Raw genomic sequence first — 26,190 nt, 5'->3', positions numbered from 1 at the left:
CTGGACTTCGGCTGTTCTTCCGCGGAGGGTCCCCGGGCAATATGCCCGGGGACCCTCCGCGTATGTGACCCTTGCCCTCATGCCTGTCGTACGTGATCTGCGCGTACTCCTGCGCCTGAGGGACTTCCGCAACCTGCTCGCCGTACGGCTGCTCTCCCAGGCGGCGGACGGCGTCTACCAGGTCGCCCTCGCCACCTATGTGGTCTTCTCGCCGGAGAAACAGACCTCGCCGGCGGCCATCGCCTCGGCCATGGCGGTACTGCTGCTGCCCTACTCGGTGATCGGCCCCTTCGCCGGAGTGCTGCTCGACCGCTGGCGCCGCCGCCAGGTCTTCCTCTACGGCAATCTGCTGCGGGCCTTCCTCGCCTGCGGCACCGGGATGCTGATCGTCGCGGAAGTACCCGACTGGCTGTTCTACGCCTCGGCCCTGTCCGTGACCGCCGTCAACCGCTTCGTGCTGGCCGGGCTCGCCGCCTCGCTGCCCCGCGTCGTCGGCCCCGGCCAGCTGGTCACCGCGAACGCCCTCTCCCCCACCGCCGGAACCCTGGCGGCGGTCGCCGGCGGAGGGCTGGCCTTCCTCGTCCGGCTGCTGGCCTCGGACTCCAACGCCGTCGTCGTCCTGCTCGGGGCCGGGCTCTACCTGTGTGCGGCCCTCGTCTCCCTGAACCTCGCCATCGGCCTCCTCGGGCCCGACCACCCCCCCGGCCGGGTCCACCCCTCCGTCGCCGAAGGGGTCGCCCTCACCGTGCGGGGCATGGCCGAAGGCCTCCGGCACCTGGCCGGCCGGCGGGAGGCGGCCCGGGCGCTCGCCGCGATGACCGCGATGCGGTTCTGCTACGGGGCCCTGTTCGTCATGCTGCTGATGCTCTGCCGCTACTCCTGGTCGGACAACGAGGCCGACGGGCTGGCCCTGCTCGGCGTCGCGGTCGGAGCCTCCGGAGCGGGATTCTTCGCGGCCGCCGTCGTGACCCCCTGGCTGGCGGGCCGGCTGGGCACCCTCGGCTGGATCACGGCCTGCTCGGCGGGAGCCGCGGTCCTCGTGCCGGCCCTCGGCCTGTTCTTCGCCCCGGGACCGATGCTGGTCGCCGCCTTCGTTCTCGGCCTCGCCACCCAGGGCGCGAAGATCGCCACCGACACGGAGGTGCAGTCGCGGGTGGACGACGACTACCGCGGCCGCGTCTTCTCCGTCTACGACGTGCTCTTCAACGTCGCCTTCGTGGGAGCGGCGGCGGTGGCCTCCCTCATGCTCCCCCCCGACGGACGGTCCGTGACCCTGATCCTCTGCGTGTCCGCCCTCTACGCCCTGACCGCGGTCCTGCTGGGCCGGCAGGAGCGACGTCTCGTGTGAGGCGCCCCCGACCGACCGCCGACGTCGATGTTTCACGTGAAACATCGATGCCGACGGTCGTCCCTCAGGCCTGCGCGGCCCACCACTCCTTGAGCGCGACGACGGCGGCGTCACGCCCCATCGGGCCGTTCTCCAGACGCAGCTCCAGCAGGAAGGCGTACGCCTTGCCGATCACCGGGCCCGGGCCGACGTCCAGCACCTGCATGATCTCGTTGCCGTCCAGGTCGGGCCGGATCGCGTCCAGCTCCTCCTGCTCCTGCAGCTGCGCGATGCGTGCCTCCAGCCCGTCGTAGGTCCGGGAGAGGGCGCTGGCCTTGCGCTTGTTGCGCGTGGTGCAGTCGGAGCGGGTCAGCTTGTGCAGGCGCTCCAGCAGCGGACCGGCATCGCGGACGTAGCGCCGCACCGCGGAGTCGGTCCACTCGCCGTCGCCGTAGCCGTGGAAGCGAAGGTGCAGCTCCACCAGCCGGGACACGTCCTTGATCATGTCGTTGGAGTACTTCAGCGCGGTCAGCCGCTTCTTGGTCATCTTCGCGCCCACCACCTCGTGGTGGTGGAAGGAGACGCGGCCGTCGCTCTCGAAGCGGCGGGTGCGGGGCTTGCCGATGTCGTGCAGCAGGGCCGCGAGCCGCAGCACCAGGTCCGGGCCGTCCTCCTCGAGGGCGATCGCCTGCTCCAGCACGATCAGCGAGTGGTCGTAGACGTCCTTGTGCCGGTGGTGTTCGTCACTCTCCAGCCGGAGGGCGGGCAGCTCGGGGAGGACCCGGTCCGCCAGACCCGTGTCCACCAGCAGTCCCAGACCGCGGCGAGGGTTGGCCGAGAGGATCAGCTTGTTCAGCTCGCCCTGGATCCGCTCCGCCGAGACGATCTCGATACGGTCGGACATCGCCTTCACGGCCGCCACGACCTCCGGGGCGACCTCGAAGTCCAGCTGCGCGGAGAACCGCGCCGCCCGCAGCATCCGCAGCGGATCGTCGGAGAAGGAGTCCTCCGGGGTCCCGGGGGTGCGCAGCACACCGGCGGCCAGGTCCTCCAGGCCGCCGTGCGGGTCGATGAACTCCTGCTCGGGCAGGGCCAGAGCCATGGCGTTGACCGTGAAGTCGCGCCGGACCAGGTCCTCGTCGATCGAATGGCCGTAGGAGACCTCCGGCTTGCGCGACGTGCGGTCGTAGGCCTCCGAGCGGTACGTCGTCACCTCGATCTGGAAGTTCCGCACGACGTCCCCGACGCGGGCGCTCTTCTGCGCCCCGACGGTGCCGAAGGCGATGCCCACGTCCCACACCGAGTCGGCCCACGGCCGGACGATCTTCAGCACGTCCTCGGGGCGGGCATCGGTGGTGAAGTCGAGATCGTTGCCGAGACGCCCGAGCAGCGCGTCGCGGACGGACCCACCGACCAGGGCGAGGCGGAAGCCCGCCTCCTGGAATCGGCGGCCGAGCTCGTCGGCGACAGGGGCGACCCGCAGCAGTTCACTGACCGCGCGGCGCTGCACCTGACTCAGGGCACTGGGGGTGTCTTCGTTGGCGTTCGGCACAACAGAAAAGGGTACGTGCCCGGCCCACCAGGGGCCGCCTCGTTTTGCGCGACCCCGGTCCCCGGCAGCCCCGGGGCCGGTCCGATCATGTGGAGCAAGGCGCGGCACTCGCACACAGCGGGCCTCGTTACCATGCGTGGACGCACAAAAGACGACCACTGACACTTCGAGGAACGGGCTAGCGCGTGGCCGAGGCGGCAGACATCCAGGGGGCGTCCCCCGCTCCTGTCCGGCGCCGCTGGCTGCGGCGCGCGATCGTCCTGCTCGCCGGGACGCCCGTGATGGCCGCCCTGGTCTACTCTCCGGCCCCCAAGGCCCAGGCCGTCCAGGCGACCGGCGTGGACGTCCAGCTGACCTCCATGGCCCCCGCCGCCCCGGTCAAGGGCGACACCCTGACCATCACGGGGACCGTGGTGAACACCGGCTCCGAGACGATCAACGACGCGCACGTCGGCCTGCGGGTCGGGCCCGCGCTCGCGGACCGGTCCTCCATCGACGAGGCGGCGGAACGCAACGGCTTCCGGGCCGGCGCCGACCTGGGCGAGATCGATCCGGCCTACGCCGTGAAGATCGCCTCGCTGCCGTCGAAGGTCCGCCAGGAGTTCACCCTGACCGTCCCGGTGAACAAGCTCGAACTGGACAAGGACGGGGTCTACCAGCTCGGCGTCTCCCTGTCCGGGGCGACCGAGAGCCGCCCTTCCGAACAGGTCCTGGGGATCAAGCGGACCTTCCTGCCCTGGCAGCCGGAAGCCGCCTCGAAGCGCTCCCAGATCACCTACGCGTGGCCGCTGATCTCCACCACCCGCGTGACCGCGGAGACCGGATCCGACGAGCTGCAGACCCCCGTCTTCCTCGACGATTCGCTCGCCGACGAGCTCAAGCCCGGCGGCCGCCTGGAGCAGATGGTCGCCCTCGGCAAGGACCTGCCGATCACCTGGGTCATCGACCCCGACCTGCTCTACACGGTCGACGCGATGACCAAGGGCTACCGGGTCCGCAGCCCGGGCGGCAAGCCCGTCCAGGGGAAGAACAAGGCCGTCGCCGAGCAGTGGCTGAGCTCCCTGGAAGCAGCGGTCCAGGGCAAGAAGGTCGTCGCCCTGCCCTTCGCCGACCCCGACCTCGCCTCCCTCGCCCACCACGGCAAGGACGTCTCGGGCACCCTGGGCCAGCTGCGGCCCGCCACCGACAAGGCGAAGCAGGCCGTCGAGACCGTGCTGCACGTCACGGCGTCCACCGACTTCTCCTGGCCCGTGAACGGCGCCATCGACCCCTCGATCGTCAACGTCGCCACCTCGGCCGGCGCCCACAACGTCCTCACCCGCAGCGACAGCCTCGTGGAGAGCGGAGCCCTCGGCTACACGCCCTCGGCCGCCCGTCCCATCGGCGCCGGCACCACCGCCGTCGTCGCGGACGCCGATCTGTCCACCGCCTTCGAGGGCGACATGCTGAACGCCGGGTCCGCCACCCTGGCCGTGCAGCGGTTCCTCGCCCACAGCCTCGCCCTCAACCTGCAGAAGACCGACGAGCAGCGCAGCTTCGTCGTCGCCCCGCAGCGGACGCCCACCGTCAGCCAGGTGCAGACGATGGCCGCGGCCGTACGCGGGCTCCAGGCGGGCCGCTGGACGCAGCCCGGGGACCTCGAGGCCGCGGCGGCCGCCAAGCCCGATCCCGGCGCCGCCACCCAGGTGCCGGGCGCCGGACAGTACCCAGAGGCCCTGCGCAAGCAGGAGCTGCCGGTGTCGGCCTTCGAGAAGATCCGCACCACGCAGGCCACCCTCGACCACTTCAAGGTGATCCTGGCCGCGCCCGACCGCGTGGAGATCCCGTTCGGCAACACCACCAACCGGGAGATGTCCACCTCCTGGCGCGGACGTCCGGAGGAGGCCCGCCTCTACCGGGACCAGGTGCAGGAGTACCTGATCGGTCTCACCGAGAAGGTCAAGGTCATCCCCAAGTCCGACGCCACCCTGTCCGGACACAGCGCCACCATCCCGGTCAGCGTCCAGAACAGCCTCGTCCAGGACGTCCACAACCTGGTCCTGCGGGTGAAGTCCGGCAATCCGACCCGCCTGATGTTCGGCGACAGCGGCCAGGCCGAGCAGCAGGTGACCGTCCAGGGCGACCACACCCAGACGTTGAAGTTCCCGGCCAACGCCAATGCGAGCGGTCCGGTCGAGGTCACGGCGCAGCTCTTCACCGAGGACGGCGTCCCCTACGGCAAGGAGCGACGGTTCACGGTCGAGGCCACCGAGATCACCCCCACCGTCATGCTCGTCATCGCCGGCGGTGTGCTCCTCCTGGTCCTGGCGGGCATCAAGATGTACGCCAGCCGCAAGCGCGTCGCGGCCCGCGCGGCCGCCGAGGAGAGCACGCAGCCGAGTGACGAGTCCCCGGACACCGGACCGCAAAGCACCGAGGGGTCCGGCACGGGTGAGACAGTGGACCGTTGAGCGATGCCGTGGCCGGTCGGCCTGGGGACGATGAGGTGGGGTTTCGATGAACGCGCCGTACGACGGTGACCGCGCGCAGGGCACTGGTGGGCCTGCGCCCTCCCAGGGCACTGCCCCGGGCACCCCGGTGCCCGGGCAGGTTCCCGCGCCTGCGCCCGCGCCGGACCGCGACCCGTATGTCCAGGACGCCTACGACTACGACCCGTACCGGTCCCAGGACCTGTCCGCCCAGGACCCCGTCGCCGAGGTCCTCTACGACCGCGCCTCGCACCCCCCGCCGCCGCCCGGCACCTACCAGGAGCCCGGCCCGCTCTACGCGGCGCCGACCGCGCCCTCGTACTCTCCCGATCCGCGCGTCTGGGCCCAGACCCCGCCGCCCGAGCCGGACGGCCCCTCCCGCCACCTGCCCTACGGCGACCACGCCGCCACGACCCAGTTCGTCGGCGTCGACTCCCTCGTCACCCAGGCCTCGGAGGACCAGCCGGAACCCGACGCCTTCGCGCACCTCTACCGGGACCAGGAGGCGGCCCCCCGCACCCCCGCCGAGGAGGCTCCCGTGGCGGCGCCGGCACCGAGCAAGCCCGCCGGACGCGCCTCCAGCCTCCTGAAGTCCAGCGCGCTCATGGCCGCGGGCACGATCGTCTCCCGCATCACCGGCTTCCTGCGGACCCTGGTGATCGCCGGCGCCATCGGCGTGGGCACCTTCAACGACACGTACCAGATCGCCAACACCCTGCCGACGATGATCTACGTGTTGGTCGGCGGCGGCGCCCTCAATGCCGTCTTCATCCCGCAGCTGGTCCGGGCCATGAAGAACGACAGCGACGGGGGAGAGGCCTACGCCAACCGGCTGCTGACCCTCGTCGTGGTCCTGCTGGCCGGCATCACCACCATCTGTGTCCTGGCGGCACCGGTGTTCATCACGATGATGTCGCCGAAGATCGCCTCCGACCCGCAGCAGATGGAAGTCGCGGTCGCCTTCGCCCGCTACTGCCTGCCCACCATGTTCTTCATGGGCGTCCACGTGGTCCTGGGTCAGATCCTCAACGCCCGCGGCCGGTTCGGCGCGATGATGTGGACCCCGGTCCTCAACAACATCGTGGTCATCGCCACCTTCGGCGCCTTCATCTGGGCCTTCGGCGGCTTCACGACCTCCGGTGTCAACGCCACCACCGTCACCGCCGACGGTGTGCGCCTGCTGGGCGTGGGCACGCTGCTCGGACTCACCGTCCAGGCCCTCGCGATGCTGCCGTACCTGCGCGATGCCGGCTTCCGGCCGCGCCTGCGCTTCGACTGGAAGGGCCACGGCCTCGGCAAGGCCGCCCGCCTGGCGAAGTGGACGTTCTTCTTCGTCCTCGCCAACCAGATCGGCCTCGTCGTCGTCACCCAGTTCGCCACCTGGGCCGGGTCCGTCGCCGAGAAGCAGGGCCACCCCGGTACCGGCATCACCGCCTACAACTACGCGCTGCTGCTGTGGCAGATGCCGCAGGCGATCATCACCGTCTCCGTCATGACGGCCGTGCTGCCCCGCATCTCCCGCTCCGCCCACGACGGGGACGCCGCCGCGGTCCGCGACGACATCTCCTACGGGCTGCGCACCTCGGCCGTCGCGATCGTGCCGTGTGCCTTCGCGTTCCTCGCGCTCGGCGTGCCGATGGCCACCCTGCTCTACGCCGGGTCGGGCTCCGGCGCCCAGAACATCGGCTACATCCTGATGGCGTTCGGCCTCGGCCTGATCCCCTACTCCGTCCAGTACGTCGTCCTGCGCGGCTTCTACGCCTACGAGGACACCCGGACGCCCTTCTACAACACCGTCATCGTCGCCGCCGTCAACGCGGCGGTCTCCGCGGCTTCCTTCTTCGTGCTCCCCGCCCGCTGGGCGGTCGTCGGCATGGCCGCCGCCTACGGCCTCGGCTACACCGTGGGCGTGGGCGTCGCCTGGCGCCGTCTCAAGACCCGCCTCGGCGGCGACCTCGACGGCGCCCACGTGATGCGCACCTACGCGCGCCTCACCGGCGCCTGTGTCCCCGCCGCCGCGGTCGCGGGCGCCGCCGCCTATGGAGTCACCCAGTGGCTGGGCAGTGGAGTCGCCGGTTCCGCCGCTGCCCTCGTGGCCGGAGGCATCGCCCTGGCGGCCGTGTTCCTCATCGCCGCCAAGCGGATGCGGATCGAAGAGCTCAACGCGATGGTCGGAATGGTCCGCGGACGTTTGGGGCGCTGATGCGCACAACCGTCGCCCCCGTTCGTGTGTCGTGCATAGCGTCGGACTGTGGGCACAATTGGCATGGCTTCGCAGGCTGGCCTACAGCGCGCAACGGATGGGGAGGCAGGAACGACGGTGGCGGAACGTAGCACGGCTGCCGTCGACGTGGCCGACAACGGCGGCGATGAGCCGCTGGCCGCGCAAGCGGCAAAGGCCACGTCCGACGGGGTGGACACCCAGAACGGACGAGCCGCGGACGGACCCATGCCCGACAAGGACGGCGAACGCACGAAGGCGGCCCCCGCGGCCGCACCCGAACTCCACAGCGGCCACAAGCTCGCCAGACGCTACCGGCTGGAAGAGTGCGTCACCCGTGTGGACGGATTCAGCAGCTGGCGCGCGATGGACGAGAAACTGCGGCGTGCCGTGGGCGTCCACCTGATGCCCGCCGACCACGCGCGGGCACGCTCCGTCCTGGCTGCCGCGCGCTCCTCCGCCCTCCTCGGCGACCCCCGGTTCGTCCAGGTCCTCGACGCCGTGGAGGAGAACGACCTCGTCTACGTCGTCCACGAGTGGCTGCCCGACGCGACCGAGCTCACCGCCGTCCTCGCCGCAGGCCCCCTGGAGCCCCACGAGGCCTATCAGCTCGTCAGCCAGGTCTCCCAGGCCATGGCCGCCGCGCACCGCGAAGGCCTGGCCCATCTGCGGCTGACGCCCAGCGCGATACTGCGCACCTCCACGGGCCAGTACCGCATCCGCGGCCTCGCCGTGAACGCCGCCCTGCGCGGCATCACCAGCGACACCCCGCAGCGCGCCGACACCGAGGCCATCGGCGCCCTCCTGTACGCCGCCCTCACCCAGCGCTGGCCGTACGAGAGCGACGCCTACGGCCTCACCGGCCTGCCCAAGGGCGTGGGCCTGATCGCCCCCGACCAGGTGCGCGCCGGCGTCCACCGGGGCCTGGGCGAACTCGCCATGCGGGCACTCGCCAACGACGGGGCCACCGCCTCCCGCCAGGAGCCCGCCTGCACCAGCCCGGAGGAGCTGGCCAAGGCCGTCGCCGCGATGCCCCGCATCCGGCCGCCGGAGCCCGCCTTCACGGCCCCGCCGGAGTACCAGCACACCACCTACCAGCAGGGCAGCTACGGCCGTCCCACACCTCCCGGGTCGCCCACCACCCAGATCCGGCCCGTCCCGCCGCCGCCCCCGCTGCAGAGCCGTACGGGCCGGGCCCTCAAGTGGGGTGTCGCCGCCCTGCTCATCGCCGCCCTCGGCCTGGGCAGCTGGCAGCTGGCCGACACCCTCCTGGACCGGAGCAGCCAGAAGGGCAACAGCGGCACGAACAACACCAAGACCGGCACCGAGGACAACCCGAAGCAGAGCGAGCCCGGAAAGCCCCTGCCGATCCACGGCGTCTCCGTCCTCGGAGGCTCGGTGAAGCCCCTTCTGGCCCCGAAGACCATCGACGGCAAGCCCGATTCCGCCTGGATCACCCCCGAGTACTACAACTACCCCGACTTCGGCCGGCTGGAGACGGAGAACAAGGGCAGCGGGATCATCGTCGACCTGGGCGAGCTCAAGAACGTGACCGGCCTCGACATCGACATGTACGTGCCCGGGCAAACGGCCGAGGTCTTCGCCGCCGCCGCGGATGCCGGCAACCCCGACACCCTCGGCGCGTTCACCCAGCGGCTCACCGAGCTGAAGGTCACGGACAAGAAGCTCCAGGCCACGTTCGACACTCCGGTCCGTACGCGCTTCATGCTGATCCACATCACCGAACTGCCCCCTTCCGGCGGGGGCTACCGGGGTGGAATCAGCGAGATCAAGGTGCTCGGCCCCTAGTGCCGGGCCCGTAGTCCCGAGCACGCCCGCCTCGGCTGCGTGCGGCCCGCTGCGGCCGGCCGCGTGATTCTTTACGCGCCCGGCCGACGCACCTAGTCTCCATTCGGGGAGGAAGCAGGGTGTGATGCGAGAAGGAACCACGGAAGGCAGTGACGACCGGGAACTCCTGGCCGCGCACGTGGCCGGCGACCCCGATGCGTTCGGAGAGCTCGTGCGGCGGCACCGGGACCGGTTGTGGGCCGTGGCCCTGCGGACCCTCGGCGACCGCGAGGAGGCCGCGGACGCCGTGCAGGACGCCCTGGTCTCCGCCTACCGGGCCGCCCACACCTTCCGCGGGGAATCCGCCGTCACCACGTGGCTGCACCGCATCACCGTCAACGCCTGCCTCGACCGCGCCCGCAAGGCCGCCACCCGCAGGACCTCTCCCCTCGACGACACGGACCGCCTGGAGCGGCTCCTGGAGCCCCACGAGTCCGCCGAGGCCCCCGCGGAGCGCCAGGACCTCCACCGCCAGCTCCTGGCCGCCCTGGGCACCCTCCCGGCCGACCAGCGGGCCGCGCTCGTCCTCGTCGACATGCAGGGATACCCCGTCGCCGAGGCCGCCCGCATCCTGGAGGTCCCCACCGGCACCGTGAAAAGCCGGTGCGCCCGCGGCCGGGCGAAACTCGTCCCGCTCCTCACTCATCTGCGCACGAATGCCGGGGATAACACCGCCACCGAGCGGGGAAGGAACCGGACGCCGGGCTCACCCGTCCCACCAGCGGCAGAACCCAGGCATCCAGACCCAGACGCTGTGAAGGGCGGAGGTGGACGACCGTGAGCCCCACTACCGGCACGACCGGCACGATCCGGCACCCGGACGTCTCGGAGATCTCCGACCTGACCGAAGGTCTCCTCTCCCCGTCCCGTACCGCCGAAGTCCGCCGCCATCTCGATGACTGCGCGCTGTGCGCCGACGTCCGCGCCTCCCTGGAGGAGATCCGCGCGCTACTCGGCACCCTGCCGGGGCCGGCCCGGATGCCCGCCGACATCTCCGGCCGCATCGACGCAGCCCTCGCCGCCGAGGCCCTCCTCGACGCGACCAAGCCCCGGGCCGAGACCCCACCGGCCGCCCGGCCGCGCACGCCGGGCCGCGATGTTTCACGTGAAACATCGCCCGCCGGTCACCCGACCGGCCCAACCGGCCCGGGCAGACGCCGTGCCCGCCGCCGGATCGCCGTGCTCTCGGGCCTGGCCGGAGCCGCCGCCTGCGCCCTCGGACTCTTCCTGTTCGGCGACTTCGCCGGCACCCCCACCAGCGACACCGCCGCCCGCAGCGAGGCCTCGGACTCCCCCGCCGAGCCGCCCGCGGCCGCCTCGGCCGACGGCGCGTACACCGCACAGGGCCTCCAGGACAGCGTGCGACAGCTCGTCACCCCCGCACCGGGCGCCAAGACCACCCCGGGGGAGCAGAACAACACCTACGGCATGGAGAACACCGCTCCCGGCCCGGGAGTCGCTCCCGGCGACAAGCGGGCAGCACCTCCCGTCCCCCCCTGCGTCCAGAACGCCACCGGCCGCGCCGACTCCCTGCTCGCGGCCGAGCGCGGCACCTATCAGGGCGCCGCGGTGTACCTCCTCGTCCTGCCGCACCCGGCCGACTCCTCGCGCGTGGATGCCTACCTCGTCAACACGGACTGCGAGAGCACCGGCTCGGCCACCCCCGGAAAGGTCCTCCTGACGCGTACCTACCCCCGGGGCTGAACGTTCAGGGCCGCGGTGGGGCGGGCGGGGAATGCAGGCGCCGTAGGATCCGTTGGGTGGGGTGAGAGTCCGCACCGGCCCCCGGTAGGCAGCACGCAGTCCGCAGAGACGAGGAAGAAACCCGTGAGCGACGTACGAAACGTGATCATCATCGGCTCCGGGCCGGCCGGTTACACCGCCGCCCTGTACACCGCACGCGCTTCGCTCAAGCCCCTGGTCTTCGAAGGTGCCGTCACCGCCGGTGGCGCCCTGATGAACACCACCGAGGTGGAGAACTTCCCGGGCTTCCAGGACGGGATCATGGGCCCGGACCTCATGGACAACATGCGGGGCCAGGCCGAGCGGTTCGGCGCCGAGCTCGTCCCGGACGACATCGTGGCCGTGGACCTCACCGGTGAGATCAAGACCGTCACCGACACCGCCGGCACCGTGCACCGCGCCAAGGCCGTCATCGTCACCACCGGCTCCCAGCACCGCAAGCTCGGCCTGCCCAACGAGGACGCGCTCTCCGGCCGGGGCGTCTCCTGGTGCGCCACGTGCGACGGGTTCTTCTTCAAGGACCACGACATCGCCGTCGTCGGCGGCGGCGACACCGCGATCGAGGAGGCCACCTTCCTCTCGCGCTTCGCCAAGTCCGTCACGATCGTCCACCGCCGCGACAGCCTGCGCGCCTCGAAGGCCATGCAGGACCGCGCCTTCGCCGACCCGAAGATCAAGTTCGCCTGGGACAGCGAGGTCGCCGAGATCCACGGCGAGCAGAAGCTCTCCGGCCTCACCCTGCGCAACACCAAGACCGGTGAGACCTCCGCGCTGCCCGTGACCGGCCTGTTCATCGCCGTCGGCCACGACCCGCGCACCGAGCTGTTCAAGGACCAGCTGGACCTCGACGACGAGGGCTACCTCAAGGTCGACGCCCCCTCCACCCGGACCAGCGTCACCGGCGTGTTCGGCGCCGGCGACGTCGTGGACCACACGTACCGTCAGGCCATCACCGCTGCGGGCACCGGTTGTTCCGCCGCCCTCGACGCCGAGCGCTTCCTCGCCGCCCTCGCGGACGCCGAGAAGGCCCACGCGGCGGTCTGACCCCCACGCCCCCACCCCACACACCCCGCAGGAAGAAGAAGGAGGCCGCTGTGGCCGGCACCCTCAAGAACGTGACCGACGCTGACTTCGATGCCGAGGTCCTCAAGAGCGACAAGCCCGTACTGGTCGACTTCTGGGCCGAATGGTGCGGACCGTGCCGCCAGATCGCGCCGTCCCTCGAGGCCATCGCCGCCGAGTACGGCGACCAGATCGAGATCGTCAAGCTCAACATCGACCAGAACCCGGCCACGGCTGCCAAGTACGGCGTCATGTCCATCCCGACGCTGAACGTCTACCAGGGCGGCGAGGTCGCCAAGACGATCGTCGGTGCCAAGCCGAAGGCCGCCATCCTGCGTGACCTCTCGGACTTCGTCGAGGTCAAGACCGCCTGAGGTTCCACGTGAAACGGGGCCGCCCCTCCTGGGGCGGCCCCGTTTCGCACATCCCGCTCCCCGCTCAGAGGGGACGCAACGCCGGCTCCTTGCGCGCCGCGCCCAGCAGCCGGTCGAGCGCCAGCTCCACGTCTTCCTTCCAGGACAGCGTCGACCTCAGTTCGAGGCGCAGCCGCGGATGCACCGGGTGCGGTCGTACGGTCTTGAAGCCCACGGCCAGCAGGTGGTCCGCGGGCAGCAGACAGGCCGGACCCTCCCACCGAGCATCCCCGAAGGCCTCGATCGCCCGGAACCCGCGCCGCAGCAGATCCTTCGCCACCGTCTGCACCATGACCCGCCCCAGGCCCTGCCCCTGATACCCCGGCATGATCCACGCGGTGATCAGCTGCACCGCATCCGGCGAGACCGGACTGGTCGGAAACGCAGTGGCCCGCGGCACGTACGCCGGCGGCGCATACAGCACGAACCCCACCGGGACCTCGTCCACATAGACCACTCGGCCGCAGGATCCCCACTCCAGAAGGACGGCGGAGATCCACGCCTCCTTCTCCAGTGCCGGAGTCCCCGCCTTCACGGCGGCGTCACCACTGACCGGATCCAGTTCCCAGAACACGCAGGACCGGCAACGACGCGGCAAGTCCTGGAGGTTGTCCAGCGTGAGCGGTACCAGCCGACGACCCATGACCGCATCGTATCCACTGGCCTCTCGTTCTTCGACAGCACAGCGAAGGGGCGGGTCGTGCCGGTTCGCACCGGCACGACCCGCCCCTCGGCGGCCCTGGGATCACTCCCCGGAAAGACCCTGCTCCAGAACCCGGCCCTCGCCCGGCGCCAGCGTCCCCAGAATCCGCTCCAGATCCTCCATCGACGCGAACTCGACGGTGATCTTGCCCTTCTTCTGACCCAGGTCCACCTTCACCCGCGTCTCGAACCGGTCCGACAGCCGCGTCGCCAGCTCGCTGAGCGCCGGAGCCACCCGGGTACCCGCCCGCGGACCCTTCGGCTTCACCGCGCTCGAAGGCTCCGAGGCCATCAGCGTCACGATCTCCTCGACGGCTCGGACCGACAGCCCCTCGGCCACGATCCGGTGGGCCAGCCGGTCCTGCTCCTCGGAGTCGTCCACCGAAAGCAGCGCCCGTGCATGCCCGGCCGACAGCACACCCGCGGCCACCCGGCGCTGAACCGAAGGCGACAGCTTCAGCAGCCGCAGCGTGTTCGACACCTGGGGACGCGAGCGACCGATCCGGTCGGCCAGCTGGTCGTGCGTGCAGTTGAAGTCCTTGAGCAGCTGGTCGTAGGCCGCGGCCTCTTCCAGCGGGTTCAGCTGGGCCCGGTGCAGGTTCTCCAGCAGCGCGTCCAGCAGCAGCTTCTCGTCGTCGGTCGCCCGGATGATCGCCGGGATGGCCTCCAGCCCGGCCTCCCGGCAGGCACGCCAGCGCCGCTCACCCATGATCAGCTCGTAGCGGCCCGGAGCCGACTGCCGCACGACCACCGGCTGGAGCAGGCCCACCTCCTGGATGGAGGTCACCAGCTCGGCGAGCGCGTCCTCGTCGAACACGTCACGCGGCTGGCGCGGGTTCGGCGTGATCGCGTCCATCGGGAGCTCCGCGAACGTCGCGCCCGCCACCACGTTGGTCTCGGCAGCCGCCGGTTCCGGCTCCTGCGCCGGGACGACCGCGAGCGATGTTTCACGTGAAACATCGGCCTGCGCAAGGGAGGCGAGCTTCGCCGCCGCGACCCCGCGCTCCGCCGTCATGACCGGCACCGCCGACGGAGACGTCGAGCCGGAACTGATCACCGGCGGCGTCTTCTCCTGCGGGGCCGCGGGGATCAGTGCACCGAGCCCCCGCCCCAGACCTCTACGTCGCTCACTCACTGGATCCCCTCCGCCACACTCTGCGTGCTGTTCATGCCCGGACCCAGATGGGCCTGCTGGGCGTCGTACTGCATTCCGACCCCTCGATACGCGATCTCTCGCGCCGCCTCCAGATAGGAGAGGGAACCACTGGAACCCGGGTCGTAGGTGAGCACCGTCTGCCCATAGCTCGGCGCCTCGGAAATGCGCACCGACCGGGGGATGCTCGTCCGCAGCACCTCCTTGCCGAAGTGGCTGCGCACCTCCTCCGCCACCTGCGAGGCCAGCCGGGTCCTGCCGTCGTACATCGTCAGCAGGATGGTCGACACGTGCAGCGTCGGGTTGAGGTGGGCCCGCACCAGATCGACATTGCGCAGCAGCTGACCCAGGCCCTCCAGCGCGTAGTACTCGCACTGGATCGGGATCAGCACCTCCGCGCCGGCCACCAGCGCGTTCACCGTGAGCAGCCCGAGCGAGGGAGGACAGTCGATCAGGATGTAGTCGAGAGGCTGGTCGTACGCCTGGATCGCCCGCTGCAGCCGGCTTTCCCGCGCCACGAGCGACACCAGCTCGATCTCCGCGCCCGCCAGATCGATCGTGGCCGGAGCACAGAAGAGCCCCTCCACATCCACGACCGGCTGGACGACCTCCAGGAGAGGCCGGCTGTCCACGAGCACGTCGTAGATCGACGGCACATCCGCGTGGTGGTCGATGCCCAGAGCCGTGGACGCATTGCCCTGGGGGTCGAGGTCGACCACGAGGACCCGCGCCCCGTGCAGGGCCAGCGAGGCCGCCAGGTTCACGGTCGTCGTGGTCTTGCCCACGCCGCCCTTCTGGTTGGCGACCACGATGACCCGGGTCTGCTCCGGCCGGGGCAGCCGTTCACCGGTGCGCCCCAGCGCCTCGACCGCCAGCTGGGCGGCTCGGCCGATGGGGGTGTCGTTGTCTACAGGCGGGGGAGGCAATGTTTCACGTGAAACATCCTCACCCGCCGCTTCAGAGCGGGGACCGGGGACCGGGTCGGCCATCGGCCCCGCGAGGTTGGCGTCGGACCGCACGGTGTCACTCTCCTCGACATCAGGCTCGCGATGAACAGAGCCTCCCATGTCACCGGGGTCGCGAACCAGCGGGGCCCGTACTCCTGTGGATGAATCCACCGATGTGGACAACTCCGTCCCCCTTGCGTCCTTGCGGTGAAGGGGGGACGCAGCCGCACGACCGCGGCTGATGATTCCGTGCAGCAGAGAGCGACGTTTCACGTGAAACACGATGCCCGGACGGAGTCTTCAGGCCGCTACGACACTCCGAAATCCATACCTATAGGGCCCAACGCAGACGAAATCTCCGCCGGGCCCCCACACCTCAGAAGATCAACGGCGCCGGCGGGTGCGTCCCACCCGGGCCGCCTTAGCCCGCTTGGCCGCGAACCTCACCCCACCGGGGCTCTCTCCGACCTCGACGCGGACCACCGTCGACAACGGGTCCACCAGACCCTCGCCCACGTGCAGCACTGAGGTCTTCACCACACCGAGCTTCGCCAGTGCGGCCTTCGCCGACACCAGCTCCTCTTCGGCGGTGTCGCCCTTGAGCGCCAGCATCTCTCCGTACGGACGCAGCAGGGGCACGCCCCAGCCGGCCAGACGGTCCAGGGGCGCCACGGCACGCGCCGTCACCACGTGCACGGGCTGCACCTTGCCGAGAACCTCCTCGGCCCGCCCGCGCACCACCGTGACGTGGTCCAGGCCCAGCAGCTCCACGGCCTCCTGGAGGAAGGTCGTCCGCCGCAGCAGCGGCTCGAGCAGAGTGATCTTGAGATCCCGGCGCACCAGCGCCAGCGGGATGCCGGGCAGCCCGGCGCCCGAACCCACGTCGCACACGGTGACGCCCTGAGGCACCACCTCCGACAGCACGGCGCAGTTCAGCAGGTGCCGCTCCCACAGCCGCGGCACCTCACGCGGCCCGATCAGGCCCCGCTTGACTCCCGCGTCCGCCAGCAGCTCCGCGTACCGCACAGCTTCCGGGAAAAACTCACCGAACACCGCGCGCGCCTCTTCAGGCGCCGGGGGAAGCTCAGCTGCCTCCGTCACGGGGACCGTCCTTCCGTACCGCATGGTTCTGAAAAAACCACGTCTTCAAGATGCCGGGTCATTCACATGCCAGGCTGACAAACATCGGCCCCGCCTGCGACACAGACGGGGCCGCATACTCGCGCCGGGGGTCAGGCCGGGAGCACAACGACGAAGCGCTGCGGCTCCTCGCCCTCGGACTCGCTCCGCAGACCGGCGGCCGCCACGGCGTCGTGGACGACCTTCCGCTCGAACGGGGTCATCGGGGCCAGCTTCAGCGGCTCGCCCGAAGCCTTCACGTCCGCCGCCGCCTGGGCGCCCAGCGCCGCCAGCTCCTCGCGCTTCTTCGCACGGAACCCGGCGATGTCCAGCATCAGCCGGCTGCGGTCCCCGGTCTCCCGGTGTACGGCGAGGCGGGTCAGCTCCTGCAGAGCCTCCAGAACCTCGCCGTCACGGCCCACGAGCTTCTGCAGATCACGGCTTGCGGAGTCACTGACGATCGACACCGCGGCCCGGTCGGCCTCGACATCCATGTCGATGTCGCCGTCCAGGTCGGCGATGTCCAGCAGACCCTCGAGGTAATCGGCCGCGATCTCACCCTCCTGCTCGAGGCGGGTCAGGGTGTCGCCACTCTCAGCGGCGGCGGTGGTGGTGCCTTCCGTCACGGGAGGGACTCCTTCTTACTTCTTGGGAGAGGGCTTGCTGGGCGTCTGACGCTGCGACTTCGACTGCCGCTTCGGCTGCTGCCGCTTCGCGACACCACCGCTCGCCGCATCCGAATCCGCCGTGGCCTCGGAACTCTTGATCACGGAGCCGTCCGGCTGGGCGGCCAAGCCCTGCTTCGTCAGAGCCGTGATGAACTTCCGCTCGTTGTCGTTGCGGTCCGGGCCCTTGGCCACGATCGCCGCGACGATCTTCTTCTTGCTCCGGCCCTTGACGTCGCCGTGCGAGCTGATGTGCTTCAGCAGGCGCGTCAGGTACTGGTCCTGCGCCTTGCTGCCCGGCGTCGGGTTCTGGTTGATCACGTACATCTGCTGACCCATGGTCCACACGTTCGTGGTCAGCCAGTAGACGAGAACGCCGACGGGGAAGTTGATGCCCATGACCGCGAAGATCACGGGGAAGATGTACATCAGCATCTTCTGCTGCTGCATGAACGGCGTCTTGACCGACAGGTCGACGTTCTTCTGCATGAGCTGGCGCTGGGTGTAGAACTGCGACAGCGACATCAGGACGATCATGATGGCGGTCACGATGCGCACGTCGGTGATCGAGGCGCCCAGGGCGGCGACATCCGCGGCGCTGTCGGTGAACTTGGAGGCCAGCGGGGCCCCGAAGATGTGGGCCTCACGCGCGCTGGCCAGCAGCGGACCGTCGATGTAGCCGATCTCTTCACCGTTGGCGATGCTCGCCAGCACGTGGTAGAGCGCGAAGAAGAACGGGGACTGCGCCAGGATGGGAAGGCACGAGGAGAGCGGGTTGGTACCCGTCTCCTTGTACAGCTTCATCATCTCTTCGGACTGACGCTGCTTGTCGTTCTTGTAGCGCTCCTGGATCGCCTTCATCTTCGGCTGGAGCGCCTGCATGCCTCGCGTCGCCTTGATCTGCTTCACGAAGAGCGGGATCAGACAGATGCGGATCAAGATCACCAGGGACACGATGGACAGGCCCCAGGCCCATCCACTGTTCGCGCCGAAGATCGCTCCGTACAGCGAGTGGAACTGAACGATGATCCACGAGACGGGCGTGGTGATAAAGCTGAACAGACTGGCAATCGTGTCCACTAATCAGGCTCCTTGAGCATTGCGAGATCTACGCAACGCACTGCGCAGCTGCTCGTGCCAACGCGGGCGTTTACGGGGTGGGACATGGTCCACACCACCCGGGGACCACGGATTGCACCGCAGGATCCGCCAGGCGGTCAGGGCCGTCCCCTTCACCGCACCATGCCGGTCGATGGCGGTGTACCCGTAGTGCGAACACGACGGGTAGTACCGGCACACCGGGCCGAGCAGCGGACTGATCGTCCACTGGTACAGCTTGATCAAAGCGAGCAGCGGGTACTTCATCGAGCCACGCCTCCCAGGAGCCGCACCAGAGCGGCATCCAGGTCCCGGGCCAGTTCCTCGGGGCCGGCATCGCCCGCTCCGGGCAACGCACGTACCACCACCAGGCTACCGGCGGGCAGCTGAGACAGCCGCTCCCGGACCAGATGGCGAAGACGGCGCTTCACCCGGTTACGTATGACGGCGTTGCCGACAGCCTTGCTGACGACGAAACCCGCACGCGACGAGGGATCGATCTCCCCCGACTCGTGCGGGTCCGTTGCACCGCTTGTACGTAGGTGGACGACGAGGAGCGGGCGACCAGCCCGACGACCTCGACGTACCGCGCTCGCGAAGTCCTCGCGCCGCCTCAGCCGATTTTCGGGAGACAGCACGACGTCACGACCTGCGTGTTGTTACGCGGAAAGGGCGGCGCGGCCCTTGCCACGACGGTTCGCGAGGATCGCGCGACCGGCACGGGTACGCATCCGGAGACGGAAGCCGTGGGTCTTGGCACGACGGCGGTTGTTCGGCTGGAAGGTGCGCTTGCTCACTCGGGGGCTCCAGAGAATGAATCGTTGTGGCGGGACATCGCCTGGCTGTCACCGTGCGCCCACGAGGAAACTCGCGTGTTCGCCCGAGTGGCACCGCTAAATGATCACTATCAGTGACCTTCGCCCATCGGTAGGCAGGCGGCAGCAGCCATCGACAACTCGACCTCGTTACGGTACGCGCGGCTACGCCATCCGGTCAAACCGAGCCGACGTGGCCCCACACTGTGCACAGGCTGTGGACAACGACTTGAACCGTACCCGTTGGCCTGACTACCGTTGCCTGACCCCGGATTTTTTGTCCCGACCGTCCCAAAGAACCACACATTCGTGGGACCCCCTGTGAGAGAGCGTGCTCTGTGGCTGACGTACCTGCCGATCTTGCCGCAGTGTGGCCAAGGGTGCTCGAAAAGCTCCTCGGGGAGGGACAGCCGGGGATCGAGCCGAAGGACAAGCAGTGGGTCGAGAGGTGCCAGCCCCTGGCACTCGTCGCCGACACCGCACTGCTGGCCGTCCCCAACGAATGGGGCAAGCGCGTCCTCGAGGGCCGGCTCGCCCCGCTGATCAGTGACGCGCTGAGCCGCGAATGCGGCCGCCCCATCCGGATCGCCATCACGGTGGACGACTCCGCCGGCGAGCCCGCGCCCCCCGCCCCGCCCGCCCAGCAGCCCGGCGGGTACGAGCCGTACGGCGGCCAGCGCCCCGGCGGCGGCAACGGCGACGACCAGCTCCCCACCGCCCGCCCCGCCTATCCGGACTACCAGCAGCCGCGCCCCGAGCCCGGCGCCTGGCCCCGCGGCGGCCAGCAGGACGACTACGGCTGGCAGCAGCCCCGCCTCGGCGGTTTCCCCGAGCGCGACCCCTACGCCTCCCCGCAGCCGGGCTACCTCCAGCAGCCCGAGCCCTCCGGCTACGACCAGGGCTCCTACGAGCAGCAGCAGTACGAGCAGTCTCCGTACGAATCCCAGCAGCCCCATCAGTCGCACCAGCAGCACCAGTCGCATCAATACGAGCAGCAGCAGTACGAACAGCAGCAGTACGAGCAGCCCGCGCCGCGCCAGGCCCCCGGCCGGCCCGCCGCGCCCCCGGCCCCGTCCGGCGGCTCCACCTCGGGCCCGCTGGAGCCGACCGCGCGGCTGAACCCCAAGTACCTGTTCGACACCTTCGTCATCGGTGCCTCCAACCGCTTCGCGCACGCCGCCGCGGTGGCCGTCGCCGAGGCGCCGGCCAAGGCCTACAACCCCCTTTTCATCTACGGGGAGTCGGGCCTCGGCAAGACGCACCTTCTGCACGCCATCGGGCACTACGCGCGGAGCCTCTACCCCGGCACCCGCGTGCGGTACGTGAGCTCCGAGGAGTTCACCAACGAGTTCATCAACTCGATCCGCGACGGCAAGGGCGACGCGTTCCGCAAGCGCTACCGCGAGATGGACATCCTCCTCGTCGACGACATCCAGTTCCTCGCGAGCAAGGAGTCGACGCAGGAGGAGTTCTTCCACACCTTCAACACCCTGCACAACGCCAACAAGCAGATCGTGCTCTCGTCCGACCGGCCGCCCAAGCAGCTCGTCACCCTGGAGGACAGGCTCCGCAACCGCTTCGAGTGGGGCCTGATCACCGACGTCCAGCCGCCCGAGCTGGAGACCCGTATCGCGATCCTGCGCAAGAAGGCCGTCCAGGAGCAGCTCAACGCCCCGCCGGAGGTACTGGAGTTCATCGCCTCCCGCATCTCGCGCAACATCCGCGAGCTGGAGGGGGCGCTGATCCGGGTCACGGCCTTCGCGAGCCTCAACCGGCAGCCGGTCGACCTGGGCCTCACCGAGGACGTCCTGAAGAACCTGATTCCGGGCGGGGAGGACAGCGCCCCCGAGATCACCGCCTCCGACATCATGGCGGCCACCGCCGACTACTTCGGCCTGACCGTGGACGACCTGTGCGGCTCCTCGCGCAGCCGGGTGCTGGTGACCGCCCGGCAGATCGCCATGTACCTGTGCCGGGAGCTCACCGACCTGTCGCTGCCCAAGATCGGGGCGCAGTTCGGCGGCCGCGACCACACCACCGTGATGCACGCGGACCGCAAGATCCGCGCTCTGATGGCCGAACGGCGGTCCATCTACAACCAGGTCACCGAGCTCACCAACCGCATCAAGAACGGCTGAGAGCGGCCCCGTACCGCTCGCCAAGGGCCGCGCAAGGGCCCCTTCACACGCTTACAGAGGGCGCTCCCGGACGACAACGGGGGCGCCCTTCTTCATTCGCGCGCCCCTGACCTGTTCGAATACGCCCCCTGGGGAGCAACTCATCCACAGATTCTGTGACTTTCTTCCGTCCACACCCTGGGGACGGGTTCCGTCACCCACAATCTGTCCACAGGCATGCGGGGTGAGGCCCCATCAGGCCAGGTCAGCACCCTGTGGAATTGTGCGCAAGCGTCATCCACAACCTGTGGACAAACATTTCGTCCACAGGCCTGTCCACGACGTTGTCCACCGTCTCCCCACAGGTTCGCGCACCCTGTGCACAGGATCCGGTCTCTTCTCCACACCCTTGTCCACTGTTCGGCAACGCACCACCCCCTCTCACCGCCCGGAGTGAAAGCGGTCACACGGATGTAGACGTTTGGGTTGTGGAGTACCGGGGGAAAGCTGGGGACACACCTGTGGAGTAGTCGGGGTCCCCTGGGGACGGCCTGTGCAGAACTTTTCGTTCTCCACAGAGACACGGGGTTGTCCACCGGTGTCGCCCACAGGGCCGGTGGATAAAAAACGCGGTGTGACCTGCGAGAACGGGCTTATCCACCGTTTCCACAGGCCCTACTACTACCCCCATAGAGAGTTAGCCCGGTTTCGGTTTTCAAGCAGGTCCTGTGCACAACTCGTCGGAAGCCCGCCCCGACGTCTCGCTCCCGACTTGACCGCCGGCCGCACCGAGTGTCGGCGCCGTACGTCAGACTGGTCCCCGGCATCGGTCGAGGCATCGACGAGCCGACGACGAAGGCCGGCAGACGAGCGAGCAACAGCAGGAGGCGGTTCCGGTGAAGATCCGGGTGGAGCGCGACGTACTCGCGGAGGCGGTGGCCTGGGCTGCCCGTAGCCTCCCGGCCCGGCCGCCGGTGCCCGTTCTCGCGGGCCTGCTGCTGAAGGCCGAGGACGGCACGCTGAGCCTCTCCGGCTTCGACTACGAGGTCTCGGCCCGCGTCTCCGTCGAGGCGGACGTCGAGGAGGACGGGACCGTCCTGGTCTCCGGCCGGCTGCTCGCCGACATCTGCCGCGCCCTCCCCAACCGCCCGGTGGAGATTTCCACAGACGGTGTACGGGCGACCGTGGTCTGCGGCTCCTCGCGATTCACACTCCACACCCTGCCTGTGGAGGAGTACCCGGCCCTGCCGCAGATGCCGACCGCGACCGGCACCGTGCCCGGCGAGGTCTTCGCCTCCGCCGCCAAGCAGGTGGCCACCGCCGCCGGCCGTGACGACACCCTGCCCGTGCTGACCGGTGTCCGCATCGAGATCGAGGGCGACCGCGTCACCCTGGCCTCCACCGACCGCTACCGCTTCGCGGTCCGCGAGTTCCTGTGGAAGCCGGAGAACCCGGACGCGTCGGCTGTGGCCCTGGTGCCCGCCAAGACGCTCCAGGAGATCGCCAACTCTCTGACCAGCGGTGACACCGTGACCCTGGCGCTGTCCGGCTCCGGCGCGGGCGAAGGCCTGATCGGCTTCGAGGGCGCCGGCCGCCGCACCACCACCCGGCTGCTCGAGGGCGACCTGCCCAAGTACCGGACGCTCTTCCCGACCGAGTTCAACTCCGTCGCCGTGATCGAGACCGCGCCCTTCGTCGAGGCCGTCAAGCGCGTGGCCCTGGTAGCCGAGCGCAACACCCCGGTCCGCCTCAGCTTCGAGCAGGGGGTGCTGATCCTGGAGGCCGGCTCCTCCGACGATGCACAGGCTGTGGAAAGGGTCGACGCCCAGCTCGACGGCGACGACATCTCGATCGCCTTCAACCCGACCTTCCTGCTGGACGGCCTCAGCGCGATCGCCTCCCCGGTGGCCCAGCTGAGCTTCACCACGTCCACCAAGCCCGCGCTGCTCAGCGGCCGGCCGGCGCTCGACGCGGAGGCCGACGAGGCCTACAAGTACCTGATCATGCCGGTGCGCCTGTCCGGCTGAGGCTCCGCCTGTCGACGTCGGGCCCGGTCTCGCGCGCTGCGGGGCCGGGCCCGACGCCGTCCACAGGCTGGGGAGGGCGCCGGGGAAAGAGCCCGGAAGCCGGACCAGGCGCCATGGAGCGCCCGCAGGGCCCGCCGCCACGGCCCGGCGTAGGCTCGGATCCGGTGGGCGACCCCCTGCACGTCCGGCGAGGACACGGCCGGGGAAGCCCCGGCAAAGACGGCCACAACGCTTAAGGAACCACCTGATGGAGCTTGGTCTCGTCGGTCTCGGCAAGATGGGCGGCAACATGCGCGAGCGCATCCGCCGCGCAGGCCACACCGTCATCGGATACGACCGCAACCCGGACCTCGCGGACGTCCACAGCCTGCGGGAACTTGTGGACAGCCTGCAGGCCCCCCGCGTCGTGTGGGTGATGGTCCCCGCCGGCGCGGCGACGCAGTCCACCGTCGACGAGCTCGCCGAGCTGCTCTCGATCGGCGACATCGTCGTCGACGGCGGCAACTCCCGCTGGACCGACGACGAGAAGCACGCCGGCGAGCTGGCGGCCAAGGGCATCGGCTTCGTCGACTGCGGCGTCTCCGGCGGCGTGTGGGGCCTGGAGAACGGCTACGCGCTGATGTACGGCGGCGCCAAGGACCACGTCGCACGGGTCCAGCCGATCTTCGACGCCCTCAAGCCCGAGGGCGAGTTCGGCGCCGTGCACGCCGGCAAGGTCGGTGCGGGCCACTTCGCGAAGATGGTCCACAACGGCATCGAGTACGCCATGATGCAGGCCTACGCCGAGGGCTGGGAGCTCCTGGAGAAGGTGGACTCGGTCACCGACGTCCGCGAGGTCTTCCGCTCCTGGCAGGAAGGCACCGTCATCCGCTCCTGGCTGCTGGACCTGGCCGTGAACGCCCTCGACGAGGACGAGCACCTGGAGCAGCTGCGCGGCTTCGCGCAGGACTCGGGCGAGGGCCGCTGGACGGTGGAGGCGGCGATCGACAATGCCGTACCGCTGCCCGCGATCACCGCGTCGCTGTTCGCGCGGTTCGCCTCGCGGCAGGACGACTCCCCGCAGATGAAGATGATCGCCGCGCTGCGCAACCAGTTCGGCGGCCACGCGGTCGAGAAGAAGTAGCAGCTCACAGGGCTGCAGGAGCACCAGCAGCACAGCACCACAGCGAGTAGTGGGAAGCCGGGGGAGGTCGGCGCCGTATGCATGTATCGCATCTCTCATTGGCCGACTTCCGCTCGTACGCCCGGGCCGAGGTTCCCCTCGACCCGGGCGTCACCGCTTTCGTGGGACCCAACGGCCAGGGCAAGACCAACCTCGTCGAGGCGATCGGCTACCTCGCGACGCTGGGCAGCCACCGGGTCTCCGCGGACGCCCCGCTCGTACGGATGGGCGCGGACCGGGCGATCATCCGCGCGGCCGTCACCCAGGGCGAGCGCCAGCAGCTGGTGGAGCTGGAGCTCAATCCCGGGCGGGCGAACCGGGCCCGGATCAACCGGTCCTCGCAGGTCAGGCCGCGGGACGTGCTGGGGATCGTACGGACGGTGCTGTTCGCGCCGGAGGACCTGGCCCTGGTCAAGGGCGACCCCGGTGAGCGGCGGAAGTTCCTGGACGAGCTCGTCACCGCGCGCTCGCCGCGAATGGCGGCGGTCCGCTCCGACTACGAGCGGGTGCTCAAGCAGCGCAACACCCTGCTGAAGTCGGCGGCCATGGCCCGGCGGCACGGCGGCCGCTCGATGGACCTCTCCACCCTCGACGTGTGGGACCAGCACCTCGCCCGCGCGGGCGCGGAGCTCCTGGCCCAGCGGCTGGATCTGATCGCGACGCTGCTGCCGCTGGCGGACAAGGCGTACGAGCAGCTCGCGCCCGGCGGCGGCCCGCTCGGGCTGGCGTACAGGTCCTCGGCCGGCGAACCGGTGGACAGCGGCGCGGCGCGCAGCCGTGAAGCGCTGTACGAGGTGCTGCTGGCCGCGCTGGCGGAGGTGCGCAAGCAGGAGATCGAGCGCGGCGTGACCCTGGTGGGTCCGCACCGCGACGACGTGCTGCTGCGGCTCGGGGAGCTGCCCGCGAAGGGGTACGCGAGCCACGGGGAGTCGTGGTCGTACGCGCTGGCGCTGCGGCTGGCCTCGTACGAGCTGCTGCGCTCGGAGGGCAGCGAGCCGGTGCTGATCCTGGACGACGTGTTCGCGGAGCTCGACGCGCGGCGCCGGGAACGCCTGGCGGAGCTGGTGGCGCCGGGTGAGCAAGTGCTGGTGACGGCGGCGGTGGACGACGACGTCCCGGGGGTGCTGGTGGGAACGCGGTTCGGGGTGTCCGGCGGTGAGGTGACCCGGCTGTGAGCGAGAACGGCAAGAACCCGCAGGAGAGCCGAAAGCCCCCGGAGGTCTCCGGGGTGGACCTCGCCCGCCAGGCCCTCGCGGCGGCGCGGGAGCAGGCACGGGCCCGGGGGAACGCGGCCGGCGCCAAGAAGGGCCGGCAGCCGGGGCTCCGCTCGGGCGCCCGCGCGGACGGCCGGGACCCGATGCCGCTGATGGCGGCGCTGGACCGGCTGCGCACCGAACGCGGCTGGGAGATGCCGATGGCGGTCGCGGGCGTGATGGAGCGCTGGCCGGAGATCGTCGGGCCGGAGATCGCGGCGCACTGTGAACCGGAGCGGTACGAGGACCGTGAGCTTGTCGTGCGGTGCGATTCCTCGGCGTGGGCGGCGCAGCTGAAGCTGCTCGCGCCGCAGCTGGTGGCGCGGCTGAACGCGGATCTGGGGCAGGGGACGGTGCGGATGCTCCAGGTGCGGGGGCCCGGGGGCGGCCGGCCGGAAGCCGGGCGCCCCGCCCGGGGCCCCCGCCCCACCAGGGAGCCGACGCCGCGCGGGTGTTGGGGCACCCCCGGCGCCACGCGCCCACGTGAGAAAACCACCC

23 protein-coding genes are annotated in these 26,190 nt (G+C 70.2%); 13 read left to right on the top strand and 10 right to left on the bottom strand.

Features of this window, described 5'->3' with window-relative positions; genetic code table 11:
- The first annotated feature begins 79 nt into the window (after window positions 1-79).
- Window positions 80-1,348, top strand: a complete 1,269-nt coding sequence (locus tag PV721_RS03030; RefSeq protein ID WP_319721196.1) for an MFS transporter — start codon at window positions 80-82, stop codon at window positions 1,346-1,348.
- Window positions 1,349-1,412: 64 nt separating this feature from the next.
- Here PV721_RS03030 and PV721_RS03025 read toward each other — a convergent pair whose 3' ends face one another.
- Window positions 1,413-2,879 carry a CCA tRNA nucleotidyltransferase gene (locus tag PV721_RS03025; RefSeq protein ID WP_319721195.1) on the bottom strand — a complete coding sequence of 489 codons (1,467 nt, stop codon included), beginning with the start codon at window positions 2,877-2,879 and terminating at the stop codon, window positions 1,413-1,415.
- Between the two features lie 185 nt (window positions 2,880-3,064).
- Between PV721_RS03025 and PV721_RS03020 the strand changes: the two genes are divergently transcribed.
- The 7 genes from PV721_RS03020 (at window position 3,065) to trxA (ending at window position 12,595) form a co-directional block, all read left to right on the top strand.
- Window positions 3,065-5,329, top strand: coding sequence for a DUF6049 family protein (locus PV721_RS03020; protein WP_319721194.1), 2,265 nt, complete (start codon window positions 3,065-3,067; stop codon window positions 5,327-5,329).
- Between the two features lie 46 nt (window positions 5,330-5,375).
- Window positions 5,376-7,550: a murein biosynthesis integral membrane protein MurJ gene (gene murJ, locus PV721_RS03015; RefSeq protein ID WP_319721193.1), complete on the top strand. Its 2,175-nt coding sequence runs from the start codon at window positions 5,376-5,378 to the stop codon at window positions 7,548-7,550.
- 117 nt (window positions 7,551-7,667) lie between these two features.
- Window positions 7,668-9,377, top strand: a complete 1,710-nt coding sequence (locus PV721_RS03010) for a protein kinase family protein (RefSeq protein WP_319721192.1) — start codon at window positions 7,668-7,670, stop codon at window positions 9,375-9,377.
- Window positions 9,378-9,501: 124 nt separating this feature from the next.
- Entirely contained in the window at window positions 9,502-10,197 is a 696-nt protein-coding gene (gene sigM / locus PV721_RS03005; protein WP_319721191.1) for an RNA polymerase sigma factor SigM, read from the top strand.
- Window positions 10,194-11,120, top strand: a complete 927-nt coding sequence (locus PV721_RS03000; RefSeq protein ID WP_319721190.1) for a hypothetical protein — start codon at window positions 10,194-10,196, stop codon at window positions 11,118-11,120. Before sigM ends, PV721_RS03000 begins: the two co-directional genes overlap by 4 nt.
- Before the next feature lie 123 nt (window positions 11,121-11,243).
- Window positions 11,244-12,203 (top strand): thioredoxin-disulfide reductase, encoded by a 960-nt coding sequence (gene trxB / locus PV721_RS02995; protein WP_319721189.1) that lies wholly within the window; start codon window positions 11,244-11,246, stop codon window positions 12,201-12,203.
- A 50-nt stretch (window positions 12,204-12,253) separates the two neighbouring features.
- Window positions 12,254-12,595, top strand: coding sequence for a thioredoxin (gene trxA, locus PV721_RS02990; protein WP_319721188.1), 342 nt, complete (start codon window positions 12,254-12,256; stop codon window positions 12,593-12,595).
- Between the two features lie 64 nt (window positions 12,596-12,659).
- Here trxA and PV721_RS02985 read toward each other — a convergent pair whose 3' ends face one another.
- From PV721_RS02985 to rpmH, 9 genes are all read right to left on the bottom strand, one after another.
- Window positions 12,660-13,277: a GNAT family N-acetyltransferase gene (locus PV721_RS02985; protein WP_319721187.1), complete on the bottom strand. Its 618-nt coding sequence runs from the start codon at window positions 13,275-13,277 to the stop codon at window positions 12,660-12,662.
- 102 nt (window positions 13,278-13,379) lie between these two features.
- Window positions 13,380-14,471, bottom strand: coding sequence for a ParB/RepB/Spo0J family partition protein (locus tag PV721_RS02980; protein ID WP_319721186.1), 1,092 nt, complete (start codon window positions 14,469-14,471; stop codon window positions 13,380-13,382).
- Window positions 14,468-15,556: a ParA family protein gene (locus tag PV721_RS02975; RefSeq protein ID WP_319721185.1), complete on the bottom strand. Its 1,089-nt coding sequence runs from the start codon at window positions 15,554-15,556 to the stop codon at window positions 14,468-14,470. Before PV721_RS02975 ends, PV721_RS02980 begins: the two co-directional genes overlap by 4 nt.
- A gap of 264 nt (window positions 15,557-15,820) precedes the next feature.
- The gene (gene rsmG, locus PV721_RS02970; protein ID WP_319721184.1) at window positions 15,821-16,537 is read right to left on the bottom strand and encodes a 16S rRNA (guanine(527)-N(7))-methyltransferase RsmG; all 717 of its coding nucleotides are present in this window, start codon (window positions 16,535-16,537) and stop codon (window positions 15,821-15,823) included.
- 131 nt (window positions 16,538-16,668) lie between these two features.
- Window positions 16,669-17,181: a protein jag gene (locus PV721_RS02965; RefSeq protein ID WP_030008408.1), complete on the bottom strand. Its 513-nt coding sequence runs from the start codon at window positions 17,179-17,181 to the stop codon at window positions 16,669-16,671.
- 15 nt (window positions 17,182-17,196) lie between these two features.
- Window positions 17,197-18,300, bottom strand: coding sequence for a membrane protein insertase YidC (yidC, locus tag PV721_RS02960; protein WP_319721183.1), 1,104 nt, complete (start codon window positions 18,298-18,300; stop codon window positions 17,197-17,199).
- Between the two features lie 3 nt (window positions 18,301-18,303).
- Window positions 18,304-18,585: a membrane protein insertion efficiency factor YidD gene (gene yidD / locus PV721_RS02955; protein ID WP_076043740.1), complete on the bottom strand. Its 282-nt coding sequence runs from the start codon at window positions 18,583-18,585 to the stop codon at window positions 18,304-18,306.
- Window positions 18,582-18,956, bottom strand: a complete 375-nt coding sequence (gene rnpA / locus PV721_RS02950; protein ID WP_078892724.1) for a ribonuclease P protein component — start codon at window positions 18,954-18,956, stop codon at window positions 18,582-18,584. Before rnpA ends, yidD begins: the two co-directional genes overlap by 4 nt.
- A 21-nt stretch (window positions 18,957-18,977) precedes the next feature.
- Window positions 18,978-19,115 carry a 50S ribosomal protein L34 gene (gene rpmH, locus PV721_RS02945; RefSeq protein WP_008741645.1) on the bottom strand — a complete coding sequence of 46 codons (138 nt, stop codon included), beginning with the start codon at window positions 19,113-19,115 and terminating at the stop codon, window positions 18,978-18,980.
- Window positions 19,116-19,471: 356 nt separating this feature from the next.
- Between rpmH and dnaA the strand changes: the two genes are divergently transcribed.
- The 5 genes from dnaA to PV721_RS02920 all read left to right on the top strand — a co-directional run.
- Window positions 19,472-21,271, top strand: a complete 1,800-nt coding sequence (gene dnaA / locus PV721_RS02940) for a chromosomal replication initiator protein DnaA (RefSeq protein WP_319721181.1) — start codon at window positions 19,472-19,474, stop codon at window positions 21,269-21,271.
- An 875-nt stretch (window positions 21,272-22,146) separates the two neighbouring features.
- Complete coding sequence (dnaN, locus tag PV721_RS02935; RefSeq protein ID WP_319721180.1) at window positions 22,147-23,277, top strand: DNA polymerase III subunit beta; 1,131 nt, start codon at window positions 22,147-22,149, stop codon at window positions 23,275-23,277.
- A 247-nt stretch (window positions 23,278-23,524) separates the two neighbouring features.
- Entirely contained in the window at window positions 23,525-24,400 is an 876-nt protein-coding gene (gnd, locus tag PV721_RS02930; protein ID WP_319721179.1) for a phosphogluconate dehydrogenase (NAD(+)-dependent, decarboxylating), read from the top strand.
- A 77-nt stretch (window positions 24,401-24,477) separates the two neighbouring features.
- Window positions 24,478-25,614, top strand: coding sequence for a DNA replication/repair protein RecF (gene recF, locus PV721_RS02925; protein WP_319721178.1), 1,137 nt, complete (start codon window positions 24,478-24,480; stop codon window positions 25,612-25,614).
- The coding region (locus PV721_RS02920) for a DUF721 domain-containing protein (protein ID WP_416371011.1) at window positions 25,611-26,190 on the top strand (580 nt) is incomplete at its 3' end. The genes recF and PV721_RS02920, both read left to right, overlap by 4 nt.

This window comes from Streptomyces sp. MB09-01 (genome assembly GCF_033794505.1).
Classification (GTDB): Bacteria; Actinomycetota; Actinomycetes; order Streptomycetales; family Streptomycetaceae; genus Streptomyces.
Note: the sequence above shows the minus strand (reverse complement) of the source record. Positions and strands in the feature narration are given on the sequence as shown.